The 12,369-nt window shown below is 67.4% G+C and carries 11 protein-coding genes and 1 pseudogene; 1 reads left to right on the forward strand and 11 read right to left on the reverse strand.

What is annotated here, in order from left to right; all coding sequences use genetic code 11:
- Positions 1 to 245, forward strand: a pseudogene (locus Q8M88_RS06200) (2-acylglycerophosphoethanolamine acyltransferase); the annotation flags it as partial.
- A 3-nt stretch (positions 246 to 248) separates the two neighbouring features.
- Here the strand turns inward: Q8M88_RS06200 and lpdA are convergent.
- The 11 genes from lpdA to Q8M88_RS06255 form a co-directional block, all read right to left on the reverse strand.
- The gene (gene lpdA / locus Q8M88_RS06205; RefSeq protein ID WP_305595456.1) at positions 249 to 1,646 is read right to left on the reverse strand and encodes a dihydrolipoyl dehydrogenase; all 1,398 of its coding nucleotides are present in this window, start codon (positions 1,644 to 1,646) and stop codon (positions 249 to 251) included.
- Positions 1,647 to 1,662: 16 nt separating this feature from the next.
- On the reverse strand, positions 1,663 to 2,952 hold the full coding sequence (locus Q8M88_RS06210) for a pyruvate dehydrogenase complex dihydrolipoamide acetyltransferase (protein WP_305595457.1): 1,290 nt from the start codon (positions 2,950 to 2,952) through the stop codon (positions 1,663 to 1,665).
- 123 nt (positions 2,953 to 3,075) lie between these two features.
- Complete coding sequence (locus Q8M88_RS06215) at positions 3,076 to 3,486, reverse strand: GFA family protein (protein WP_305595459.1); 411 nt, start codon at positions 3,484 to 3,486, stop codon at positions 3,076 to 3,078.
- Complete coding sequence (locus Q8M88_RS06220) at positions 3,483 to 4,889, reverse strand: pyruvate dehydrogenase complex E1 component subunit beta (protein ID WP_305595461.1); 1,407 nt, start codon at positions 4,887 to 4,889, stop codon at positions 3,483 to 3,485. The genes Q8M88_RS06215 and Q8M88_RS06220 overlap by 4 nt, the downstream gene beginning before the upstream one ends.
- Positions 4,886 to 5,914, reverse strand: a complete 1,029-nt coding sequence (gene pdhA / locus Q8M88_RS06225) for a pyruvate dehydrogenase (acetyl-transferring) E1 component subunit alpha (protein ID WP_305595463.1) — start codon at positions 5,912 to 5,914, stop codon at positions 4,886 to 4,888. The genes Q8M88_RS06220 and pdhA overlap by 4 nt, the downstream gene beginning before the upstream one ends.
- Positions 5,915 to 5,986: 72 nt before the next feature.
- Entirely contained in the window at positions 5,987 to 6,283 is a 297-nt protein-coding gene (locus Q8M88_RS06230; RefSeq protein ID WP_305595477.1) for a septum formation initiator family protein, read from the reverse strand.
- Between the two features lie 81 nt (positions 6,284 to 6,364).
- On the reverse strand, positions 6,365 to 8,047 hold the full coding sequence (locus tag Q8M88_RS06235) for a ribonuclease J (protein WP_305595468.1): 1,683 nt from the start codon (positions 8,045 to 8,047) through the stop codon (positions 6,365 to 6,367).
- Positions 8,044 to 8,823, reverse strand: a complete 780-nt coding sequence (locus Q8M88_RS06240) for a type III pantothenate kinase (protein WP_305595479.1) — start codon at positions 8,821 to 8,823, stop codon at positions 8,044 to 8,046. The genes Q8M88_RS06235 and Q8M88_RS06240 overlap by 4 nt, the downstream gene beginning before the upstream one ends.
- A gap of 5 nt (positions 8,824 to 8,828) precedes the next feature.
- On the reverse strand, positions 8,829 to 9,563 hold the full coding sequence (locus Q8M88_RS06245; protein ID WP_305595471.1) for a biotin--[acetyl-CoA-carboxylase] ligase: 735 nt from the start codon (positions 9,561 to 9,563) through the stop codon (positions 8,829 to 8,831).
- A gap of 7 nt (positions 9,564 to 9,570) precedes the next feature.
- On the reverse strand, positions 9,571 to 11,001 hold the full coding sequence (gene nuoN / locus Q8M88_RS06250) for an NADH-quinone oxidoreductase subunit NuoN (protein ID WP_305595473.1): 1,431 nt from the start codon (positions 10,999 to 11,001) through the stop codon (positions 9,571 to 9,573).
- Between the two features lie 13 nt (positions 11,002 to 11,014).
- The coding region (locus Q8M88_RS06255) for an NADH-quinone oxidoreductase subunit M (RefSeq protein WP_305595475.1) at positions 11,015 to 12,369 on the reverse strand (1,355 nt) is incomplete at its 5' end.

Genomic DNA, 12,369 nt, shown 5'->3' on the forward strand with positions numbered 1-12,369 from the left:
CCGTGGTGGCGATGCCCGACCCGAAGAAGGGGGAACGCTTGGTGCTGGTCACCGATCAGCGCGACGCCGAGGCTTCCGCCCTGCTGACGCACGCCCAGAGCGTCGGCGCGCCGGAGATCGCCGCGCCCCGCAAGATCCTCAAGGTGACCGCCGTGCCGGTCCTGGGCACCGGCAAGACCGACTACGTCGCCGTACAGCGGATGGTCGAGGCCGCGACCCCGGCCGGCCGCAGCCGCGTGGCGTAACGCCTAGAGGTGCAGCACCTTGCCGTAGGCGTCGAGGGTCGATTCGTGCATCGCCTCGCTCATCGTGGGATGCGGGAAGACGGTGGCGTGCAGGTCGGCTTCGGTGGCCTCGAGCGTGATCGCCAGCGCGAAGCCCTGGATCATCTCGGTGACTTCAGCGCCAATCATGTGCGCGCCCAGCAGCGCGCCGGTCTTGGCGTCAAACACCGTCTTGACGAAGCCCTCAGTCTCGCCGGAGGCGATCGCCTTGCCGTTCACGCGGAACGGGAAGCGGCCGACCTTGATCTCACCCTTCTCCTTGGCCTGCGCTTCGGTCAGACCGACCGAGGCGATCTGCGGATTGGAGTAGGTGCAGCCTGGGATCGGCGACGACAGGTTCGAGCCCGGCAGGCCGGCGATGTGTTCGATGCAGTGGACGCCTTCGTGGCTCGCCTTGTGGGCCAGCCAGGGCGGTCCCGCGACATCGCCGATGGCGTAGAGGCCGGCGACGCCAGTCGCTCCGTGCCCGTCAGTGGAGACATGGCCGCGATCGATCTTCACACCCAGCGCTTCCAAACCCAGGCCTTCGACATTGCCGTCGATGCCGACTGCGACGATGGCCCGCTCGGCCTCCAGCGTCTCGCGCTTGCCGGCGATTTCCAGCTCGACCGAGATCCCGGTCTTGGTCTTGGTGAGCGCCTTGACGCTGGCGCCGACCCGGAACGCCAGCCCGCGCTTCTCGAACGCCTTGCGCGCGGCGCTCGAAACCTCCTCGTCCTCCACCGGCAGGATGCGCGGCAGCGCCTCGATCACCGTCACCTGGGCGCCCAGGGCGCGATAGAAGCTGGCGAACTCGATGCCGATGCCGCCAGAGCCCACGACGATCAGCGATTCGGGGCAGGCTTTCGGGACCATCGCCTCGCGGTAGGTCCAGACCCGGTCGCCGTCTGGAGCAAGACCAGCGGCAGGAATCACCCGGGCCCGCGCGCCGGTCGCCAAGATCACATGCTTGGCCTGCAGGCTGCGCGCGCCGCCCGATCGCAACGCCACGTTGACCTTTGGCGCGGGCGAACCCTTCTCGAGGTTGGCGGTCCCGTCGATCACCTCGATCTTATGTTTCTTCATCAGGAAGGCGACGCCGGCGCTGAGCTGGATCGCCACCTTGCGCGAGCGCTCGACGATCTTGGCGAAGTCGAACTTCGCCCCTTCAATGCTGAGCCCGTAGTCGCCCAAATGGCCGAGCTGTTCGAACACCTCGCCCGACTTGAGCAGCGCCTTGGTGGGGATGCAGCCCCAATTCAGGCACACTCCGCCCAGCGCCTCACGCTCGACGATGGCGGTCTTCATGCCGAGTTGCGCGGCGCGGATCGCGGTCACATAGCCGCCCGGGCCCGCGCCGATAACGATGACGTCGAAGTCCATGGGTGCTCTCAGATTCTCAAACGATCATCGTGATCGGGTCTTCGATCAGGCTCTTGAACACGCCCAGCCAGCGCGCGCCGGTCGCGCCGTCGACGGCGCGGTGATCGCAGGTCAGCGTCACCGTCATCACCGTGGCGATGGCGATCTGATCGCCGCGCACCACAGGGCGCTTGTCGCCCGCGCCCACCGACAGAATGCAGCCCTGCGGTTCATTGATGATCGAGGCGAAGGACTTGATGCCGAACATCCCCAGGTTGGACACCGAGAAGGTGCCGCCCTGGAACTCCTCGGGCTTCAGCTTGCGGTCGCGGGCGCGCTCGGCGAGGTCTCGGGTCTCCGCGGCGATCTGGGCCAACCCCTTGGTCTCGGCGGCGCGGATGATCGGGGTGATCAGGCCGCCGTCGATGGCCACCGCCATGGCGATGTCCGCATGGTGGTGCATGGCGATGCCTTCCGGCGAGTACGACGCATTGGCCGCCGGATAGCGTTTCAGCGCGCTGGCGGCGGCCTTGATGACCATGTCGTTGACGCTGACCTTGATGCCCAGCACCGCGTTGATCCGGCTGCGGGCCTCCAGCAAACGGTCCAGCTCTATGTCGACGGACAGAGGGAAGTGCGGCACGTCGCGGAAGCTGTCGGTCATCCGCCGCGCGATGGTCTTGCGCATACCGTCCAACGGAATGAGGTCGTAGGAGCCCTCCGCAATGCCCATCTGCTGCAGCGACTGGACCGGACGCGGTTCCCCGCGCGGAGCGTCCCTGGGCGCTCCAACCTGAGGCGCCGCGACCTGGCCCGGTTGAGCAGCTTCGACGTCGCGCTTGATGATCCGGCCATGCGGCCCAGAGCCCGCAAGCGTCGAGAGGTCCAGACCCTTCTGCTCAGCGATGCGGCGGGCGAGCGGGGATGCGAACACCCGCGCTGCGCCGGCCTTCACGCTTGGGCCGACAGCGACCGAAGGTTGTGGGGATGGCGCAGGCGCGGCCGGCGCTGGCGTCGGGGCTGAAGCCTTAGGCGGAGCCGCGGCCGGCGGAGCAGCGTGAGCCTCGGCGGCAGGCGCAGCCTCGCCTTCCCCGGCTAGCCTGGCGATGGGTGTGTTCACCTTCACCGCCTCGGCGCCTTCCGGCACCAGGATTTCGTCGACCACGCCATCGTCGACGGCTTCGACTTCCATCGTGGCTTTGTCGGTTTCGATCTCGGCGATGATGTCGCCGCTCTTCACCGCATCGCCCTTCTTCACGTGCCATTTGGCGAGCGTGCCTTCCTCCATGGTCGGAGATAGGGCGGGCATCAGGACGTCGATCGGCATCAAGGACTCCTCAGGCGGTCGCGGAGCAGCGCGACGCGGCGCAGGCTCGCACAGGACGGCCGAGCCGCCCCGAATCGGTCAGGGGATTTGCGTTCAGGAGATCATAAGGGGTGGACGCCGGCGTCATGACGGCTCCCGCGACAGATGAGCCAGCAGGCCGCTGTTGGCTTCCCAATTGCGGCCGTCGAAGGCGGTGATGTTCAGTTCCAGCCCATCCGCCTCGTCCAGGCAGCGCCCATTCACCGACCAGCCGTCGGGGTTGGATCTCGGTCGGTAGAAGCTCTTGATCCCGCACTCGCTGCAGAACAGGTGGCGGGCGACGCGTGTGTTGAACGTGTACTCGGCCAGCCGATCGGCGCCCTTGATCAGGCGGAAGCGGCTCTCCGGCACGATCACATGCAAGAAGCCGGTCTTGGCGCACATCGAGCAGTTGCAGGTCTGGGCTTCGACCACAGGCGGCAGCGCGACTTCGAAACGCACGCCGCCGCAGTGACACCCCCCTGCGAACCAGGTCAGGGGCAGGCTCTCGCTCATCGGTAGGACACAGCCTTGGCGGCTTGCACGATCTTCTCCACCGACGGCAGCGAGAGCACCTCCAGGTTGGCCGCGTAGGGCAACGGCACGTCCTCCTGGCAGACCCGCGCGGGCGGGGCGTCCAGATAGTCGAAAGCGTGTTCAAGCACGCGGGCGATCACCTCGGCGCCGACCCCCATCGAGCCCCAGCCTTCTTCGGCCGTGACCAGCCGGCCGGTCTTCTTGACGCTCTCGACGACTGTCTCGTGGTCCAGCGGCCGTAGGGTGCGCAGGTCGATCACCTCGGCCTCGATGCCTTCGGCGGCGAGCTCCTCAGCGGCCTTCAGCGCCAGGCCGACCATCCGCGAGTGGGCGGTGATCGTCACGTCGGCCCCTGTGCGACGGACCTTCGCCTTGCCGATCGGAACGATCCAGTCGTCGACGTCGGGCACGTCGAACTCGACGCCGTAAAGCATCTCGTGCTCGAGGAAGACGACGGGGTTGGGATCGCGGATCGCGGCCTTAAGCAAGCCTTTGGCGTCGGCGGCGTCATAGGGCGCTACGACCTTCAGGCCGGGCACGTTGGCGTACCAGCTCGAATAGTCATGGCTGTGCTGGGCGGCCACGCGCGAGGCGGCGCCGTTCGGGCCGCGCAGCACGATCGAACAGCGGATCTGGCCGCCGGACATGTACAGGGTCTTGGCCGCCGAATTGATGATCTGGTCGATCGCCTGCATGGCGAAGTTCCAGGTCATGAACTCGACGATCGGCTTCAGCCCGGCCATCGCCGCGCCGACTCCCAGGCCGGTGAAGCCGTGCTCGGTGATCGGGGTGTCGATCACCCGGCGCTCGCCGAACTCGTCCAGCAGGCCGCGGCTGACCTTGTAGGCGCCCTGGTATTGGGCGACCTCCTCGCCCATCAGGAACACGTTCTCGTCCCGGCGCATCTCCTCGGCCATGGCGTCGCGCAACGCGTCGCGCACTGTGACCTTGGTCAGCGTCGCGCCTTGCGGCAGCTCGGGATCGCGCAGCGGTTCTGCGGGCGTCACCGCCGCGGGACCCTCGCCTTCGGGGCGTGTCCTGGCTTCGGCGGGAGGCTTTTTCTCCGGATCGCCCGCGGCGTCGGCTTCATCGCCGTCCGCCCTGGGCGCGGGCTGGACGGGCGGTGGCGCAGCGGCTGGCGCGCCTTCGCCGCCGAGTCTTGCGATCGGGGTGTTGACCTTCACCGCCTCGGTGCCTTCCGGCACCAGGATGTCCTCGACCACGCCTTCGTCGACCGCCTCGACCTCCATCGTCGCCTTGTCGGTCTCGATCTCGGCGATGATGTCGCCGCTCTTCACCGCGTCGCCCTTCTTCACGTGCCACTTGGCGAGCGTCCCCTCCTCCATCGTCGGGGAAAGGGCGGGCATCAGGATGTCGGTCAACGGGCGGCCTCCAGATAGACATCCGTATACAGTTCGGAAGGATCGGGTTCGGGACTGGTGCGGGCGAACTCGGCGGCGTCGGCGACGATGCGCTTCACGTCCGCGTCGATGGCTTTCAGCGCTGCGTCGTCGGCGACGCCCTGGCGCGCCATCAGTTCCTGCAGGTGCTCGATGGGATCGCGCGTCTTGCGGACCTCGTCGACCTCTTCCCGGGTCCGGTACTTGGCCGGGTCGCTCATCGAGTGGCCACGGTAGCGATAGGTCTTCATTTCCAGGATGTACGGACCCTCGCCCGCCCGCGCATGCTCGGCGGCCTTGGCGGCTGCGTCCCGCACGGCGAACACGTCCATGCCGTCGACCACTTCGCCGGGGATGCGGAAAGAGGCGCCGCGGCGAAACAGCTCGGTCTCCGCCGAGGACCGCTCGATCGAGGTGCCCATGGCGTACTGGTTGTTCTCGATCACATAGACGACCGGCAGCCGCCAGAGCTCGGCCATGTTGAAGCTCTCGTAGACCTGCCCCTGGTTGGCGGCGCCGTCGCCGAAGTAGGTGAAGCTGACGTTGCCGTTGTTGCGATAGCGGTTGGCCATGGCCAGACCGGTGCCCAGGCTCACCTGCGCGCCGACGATCCCATGGCCGCCGTAGAAATCGGCCGCCGTGGAGAACATGTGCATCGAACCGCCCTTGCCGTGCGACGAGCCGCCGGCGCGGCCGGTCAGTTCGGCCATCACCTCTCTTGGGTCCATGCCGCAGGCCAGCATATGGCCGTGGTCGCGATAGCCGGTGATCACCTGGTCTCCGGGCTTCTTGATCGCCTGGACGCCGACCGCAATGGCTTCCTGGCCGATGTACAGGTGGCAGAAGCCGCCGATCAGCCCCATCCCGTAGAGCTGGCCAGCGCGTTCCTCGAACCGTCGGATCAGCAGCATGTCGCGGTAGTAGCCGAGCAGGTCGTCCTTACCGGTTTTCGCCTCCGGTTTGGTCGTCTTGCCGCCAGGTTTTGCGGCAGCTCGTGCGCGCGCCATCAACGTCTCCCCAAGGATGCGACTTATCGTGTCGTAGCGCCAATTTCCAAAGCCCCCAAGGGGCTCAGGCCATCATCGCCGGATACGGATCACATAGTCTCTTGGGTCGCTGTAGCCTAGCAGCGAGCGGGCGCGTTCCTCCAGAAGGTCCGCAGACAGGCTCGCATCGCGTAGCAATCGGGCACGAACCTCCAGATCGCGGCGCTGAATCTGCAGTTGCGTCAATTCCAACCGTTTGGCGGCGAGAGTCTCGTTGCGCTGGCCAGAGGTCAGCAGCCCGCGATCCCCGGTGAACGCGTGGAACCCGAAGTAGAAGATCAGGAACGCCAGGCCGGCGGTCGACAGATAAGGTTTGAAGCGGGCGAGCACGGGAATCGGCTGGTTGGACGGGAACACCATCTCGGCCGACTATGCTTAACGGGCGCCTAATCGCCACAAAGACAGGTGGTTTCAGATCCGCAGAACTGTGGTCTCGACAACCGGCCGGCGGCCCCAAATGCGCTGGCTCGCCTTTTTCAGCGCGCGCGACACCGCCGTCTCGACGTGCTCGTCGCGTTCACGGTCATCGCCGGACAGGCGAGCCAGCGCGCGTTCGGCCTCCTGCGCCAGATCGTCCAGCGCCTCGTCGATCGGATAGTCCTCGTCCGACGGCAAGCCAAGCGCACGCACCTGGGGCCCCGCCACCATGCGTCCGCGGCCGTCGAGCACGATTGCCGCGGTCAGCACGCCGTTGAACGCCGCATGACGCCGTTCGCGCAGGGCCTCGCCATTTTCGGGAGTGACCACGCCGGCGTCAACGTAGAGTCGGCCGGCGGGAACCTCGTCGATGATCTCGGCGCGGCCAGGCGCGAGGCGGACCATGTCGCCGTTGCGTGGCGCGACCTGTTGCGGGACCTGCAGGTCGCGGGCGAAGGCGGCGTGCTCCAGCAGGTGACGGCGCTCGCCGTGGGTCGGCACCGAGATGGTAGGCCGCGCCCAGCGATACATTTCGGCCAGTTCGTCGCGGCATGGGTGACCGGAGACATGGATGCCTGGGTGATCACGCTCGGTGTAAAGGCGCACGCCGCGGTCGGCGAGCTTGTCCTGCAGGTTGCGGATCGGGATTTCGTTGCCGGGTATCACCCGAGACGAAAACACGCATGAGGAGCCCGCGCCCAGCGCGACATGCGGATGCGTGCCGTCGGCGATGCGCGACAGCGCCGCGCGCGGTTCGCCCTGGCTGCCGGTGCACAGGTAGAGCACGGCATGGTCAGGCAGGTGACGGGCCTCGTGCTCGCTGATGAACGGCTTGATGTCGCTCATCAGTCCGACCGACTTGGCGGCGGCGGCCATGCGGATCATCGAACGGCCGACGAGGCACACCCTGCGTCCGGCGGCTTCCGCCGCGCGAATTACGCTGTCCATCCGCGCGACGTTGGAGGCGAAGCAGGCCACAGCCACCCTGCCCTTCAGACCGCCCACCAGCTTGGCGAGCGCGTCGCGCACGTCGGCCTCCGATCCGGCGCGACCATCGACGAACACGTTCGTCGAATCGCAGACCATGGCCAGCACGCCCTCGTCGCCGAGGCGGCGGATGGCGTCCGAGTCAGTGACGCCGCCCAGCACAGGGTCGGGGTCGATCTTCCAGTCGCCGGTATGCAGAATCGCCCCCAGCGGCGTGCGGATCGCCAGGCCGTTCGGCTCGGGAATCGAATGGGTCAGGGTGATCAGCTCGATGTCGAACGGCCCGAGCTTGATCGTGCCGCCCAGCGGCACCTCGGTGATCTGCACCTCGTCCAGCAAATCCGCCTCGCGCAATTTCTCGCGCAACAGATAGGCGGTGAACGGTGTCGCATAGAGCGGCGCGCGGATGCGCGGCCACAGCCAGGCGACGGCCCCGATGTGGTCTTCGTGGGCGTGGGTCAGCACCACGCCCAGGATGTCGTCGGCATGCTGCTCGATGAAGGTGGGGTCTGGCAGGATGATCTCAACGCCCGGCGTCGTCTGGTCGCCGAACGTCACACCCAGGTCGACGACGATCCACTTGCGCGCGTGCGGCGGACCAAAGCCGTAGAGATTGAAGTTCATCCCGATCTCGTTCGACCCGCCCAGCGGCAGGAACACGAGTTCGGGCTCTTCCTTGGCGCGGCTCATGGCTTGGCCATGTTGCGGCGATAGACCTCGAGCAGGCCGCGGATGGTCAGGTCCGGATCGAAGTGGTCGATCGAGGTCGTCGCGCCTTGGAACAGCGAGGAGACCCCGCCCGTGCCGATCACCGTCATGGGTTTTCCCCAGTCACCTTTGATGCGGGCCACAAGCCCGTCGATCAGGGCGACATAGCCCCAGAATACGCCCGATTGCATGGCCGCCACGGTGTCCTTGCCAATCGAGGTGTTGCCCTGCGGGCGTTGGATGGCGACCCGAGGAAGTTTGGCGGCGGCGGCGTGCAGCGCCTCCATCGACAGGTTGATGCCGGGCGCGATGGCGCAACCCTCCATGCCCCCGTCGGCGGCGACCACGTCGAAGGTCGTGGCGGTGCCGGAGTCGATAACGATCAGGTCGCCGGGATAGACGATGTGCGCGCCGATCGAATTGATCAGGCGGTCGGCGCCGGCTTCGGACGGCTTGTCGATGCGCACCTGAATGCCGAGTTCGGCGTTCTCGCCGATCACCAGGGGTTCGACCTGGAGGTAACGCCTGGCCAGGTTGCGCAGATTGAAGATCGACTGCGGCACGACGCTGGAGATGATGCAGGCGTCCATCACCCCCATCTGCAACCCCGCCATGGCCAGGAGCTGCGAGAGCCAGACGGCGTATTCGTCCGCCGTGCGGCTGGAGTCGGTGGCCGCACGCCATTGGGCGATCCACGACGCGCCGTCGTGCACCGCGAACAGTGTGTTGGTGTTGCCCTGTTCGATCGCCAGCAGCATGGAGCTCAAGCCCTCCCGAAAAACACGTCGCCGGCGGTGATCCGCGTCAGGCCGCCGTCGGGCAATCGAAGCCGCAGCGCGCCGTCGTCGTCCAGACCTTCGGCGATCCCCGCCACGATGCTGTCGTGGAGGCGAGCCTCGCAGGACTTGCCGAGACCGTGCGCGCGCGCGGTCCAGGCGTTGGCGATGGCTGGGAAGCCTTGCGCTTCCCAGATCTCCCGCCAGCGCTCGAAAGCATTAGCCAAGACCTCCAGCGCCGCCAGCGGCGCCGGCGCGTGGCCCGCCATGTGCTCGGCGAACGCGGTCGCCGGCCGCTCGACATCAGTGGGATAGCGCGCGAGGTTCACGCCGATCCCGACCGCCAGCCACAGGCCGGACGCCGACTGTCCGGACTCCACCAGGACGCCCGCCGCCTTGCGGTCGTGGATCATCAGGTCGTTCGGCCACTTGAGGCTGGCGGCGCCCACGCCCAGGCAGGCCTGCGCCAGGTCATGGGCGGCGAGGGCTGCGACGAAGCTGATCTGCGCGGCCTCGGCCGGCGGCTTTGCGCATGGCATGAGCAGAGTCGCGGCGAGGTTGCCCTCACCCGTGCTCCAATCGCGCCCCCGTCGTCCACGGCCCGCTGTCTGGCGCGCCGCGGTGATCCACACCGGCCCGCTGTCGCCGGTCTCGGCGCGGCGCCGGGCTTCGGCGTTGGTTGAGGCGAGTTCCTCGTAGGCTTCGATCGGCGGGTGGGCCAAGGCCGCCTCAGCCGAGGCCGAGCGCGGCGGCCGCGGTCTTGGCCAGCGGATCCAGGACCACCAGCGCACCCATCACCAGCGGGAATGAGAACAGCGCCAAGCTGATGGCGATGGCCTTGGCTTCGACCGGCGGCTTGTCGGTGGCGCCGGCCGTGTCGTCGAACCACATCACCTTGAGCAGGCGCAGATAGTAGAAGGCGGCGACGACGCTGCCGACCAGGCCGATGACGGCAGCCAGTCCCAGGCCGCCGTTGATGGCCGCCTTGAACACATAGTACTTCGCCCAGAAGCCGGAGAACGGCGGCAGACCCAGGGCCGACAGCGCGAAGGCGCTCATCGCCAGGGCGATGCCTGGCCGCTCGCGGAACAGGCCGGCCATGTCGTCGATGGTCTCCATGTCGCGGCCCTGGCGCGACAGCGCCGCCAGGCAGGCGAAGAAGCCGGTGACGTCGATCATGTAGAGGATCATGAACATCAGCATGGCCTGCACGCCCTCGCCGGTGCCGCTGGCCAGGCCCAGCAGGGCGTAACCGACGTTGGCGATCGAGGAGTAGGCCCACAGCCGCTTCAGGTTGCGTTGGGCGAGCCCCGCGAAGGCGCCGACCGCCACCGACATCAGCGCCAGCGCCACCAGCACCTGCTGCCACTGGGCGATGGCGCCGGGAAAGCCCTCGGCCAGGGCGCGGGCGAACAGCACCATGGCGGCGAGCTTCGGTGCGGAAGCGAAGAAGGCCACGACCGGGGTCGGCGCGCCCTCGTAGACGTCGGGCGTCCACATGTGGAACGGCGCAGCGGAGACCTTGAATCCCAGGCCGCACAACAGGAACACCAGGCCGAACAGCACGCCGGTCCCCGCGCCCGATTGTACCGCCACGGCGATGTCGGAGAACACGGTCGAGCCGGCGAAGCCGTAGATCAAAGAGGCGCCGTAGAGCAGCAGACCGGACGACAACGCGCCAAGCACGAAGTACTTCAGCCCGGCCTCGGAGGCCCGCGCGTTGTCGCGGTGCATGGCCGCCAGGACGTAGAGCGCCAGCGAGTGGAGCTCGACGCCGACATAGAGCGAGATGAGGTCTCCGGCCGACACCATCATGCCCATGCCGAGCGCGGCCAGCAGGATCAGCACCGGGAATTCGAAATTGTGCACGCCGCGCCGCTCGAACCAGCGCTGGCCGAGGGGAATGCAGATCGCGCTGGCCGCATAGATCGCCACCTTGGCGAACACCGAGGCCTGATCGGCGATCAGGCCGCCGGCGAACCCGCGGCCGAGCGGCCCGGTGGCCGCGGCGACGCCGGCCGCAACCAGCGCGCCGATCGCCGCCAGCGTGAAGATCGCGCCCGCCCGCGGCTGGAACGCGCCCCACACCAGCAGGATCAGAGCGGCCGCCGCCAGGATCACTTCCGGCGCGGCCAGGGCGAAATCGAGTGAGAAGGTCATCGGCGCTGAGGTCCTAACGGCCGATCGCGGCGCGGTACACGCTGGCCAGGTTGTCGACCGAGGTCTGCGTCAGGTCGAACACCAGCGAAGGATGCACGCCCAGCACCAGGGTGGAGACGACCAGGGGCGTGAAGATCGCCACTTCGCGCCAGTCCAGATCGGTGATGCCGGCCAGCGCCGGGTTGGTCATCTCGCCGAACACCACGCGCCGATAGAGGCTGAGCGCGTAGACCGCCGAGAAGATCACGCCCGTCGCGGCGATAACCACGGTCCAGGTGGAGACCTCATAGGTCCCGGCCATGGTCAGGATCTCGCCAACGAAGCCCGAGGTGCCCGGCAGGCCGACATTGCCCATGGTGAACAGCATGAACACCGCTGCGTACCAGGGCATGCGGCTGACCAGTCCGCCGTAGAAGGCGATCTCGCGGGTGTGCATGCGGTCGTAGACGACGCCCACGCAGAGGAACAGCGCGCCGGAGATCACCCCGTGGCTGAGCATCTGGAACAGCGCGCCCTGCTCGCCCTGGGCGTTGCCGCTGAAGATGCCCATGGTCACGAAGCCCATGTGGGCGACGGAGGAATAGGCGATCAGCTTCTTGATATCGACCTGCCGGAAGGCGACCAGCGAGGTGTAGACGATGGCGATCACGCTGAGCGCGAAGACCAGCGGCGCAAACATCTCCGAGGCCTGCGGAAACATCGGCAGCGAGAAGCGCATGAAGCCGTAGCCGCCGAGCTTCAACAGGATGCCGGCCAGGATCACCGAGCCGGCGGTCGGGGCCTCCACGTGGGCGTCGGGCAGCCAGGTGTGCACCGGCCACATCGGCATCTTCACCGCAAACGAGGCGAAGAACGCGAGCCACAGCCAGGTCTGCACCTGCGGCGCGAACTTGTAGGCCATCAGCTCGGGGATCGAGGAGGTGTGCGCGATCCCGATCATCGCCAGGATGGCGGCCAGCATCAGCACCGATCCCAGCAGGGTGTAGAGGAAGAACTTGAAAGCCGCATAGACCCGGCGCGCGCCGCCCCACACCCCGATGATCAGGAACATCGGCACCAGGCCGACGTAGATGACGGCGATCAGCGACAACGCGATCATCAGCCAGGCCCACTCGCGCGCCGCGTCGGGTGCAATCGGCATCGAGAAACGCAGGAAGCCGTAGGCACCGAGCTTGAGCATGATCGCTGCCAGCACGGCGGATCCACCGGTGGGGGCCTCGACGTGTACGTCGGGCAGCCAGGTGTGCACCGGCCACATCGGCACCTTGACCGCAAATGCGGCCAGGAACGCGAAGAAGATCAGCGTCTGCGCCGTGCCACCGAGCGGCAAGGTATGCCAGGTCAGGATGTCGAAGCTGCCGCCGTGCT

This window comes from Phenylobacterium sp. (genome assembly GCF_030693805.1).
GTDB lineage: Bacteria > Pseudomonadota > Alphaproteobacteria > Caulobacterales > Caulobacteraceae > Phenylobacterium.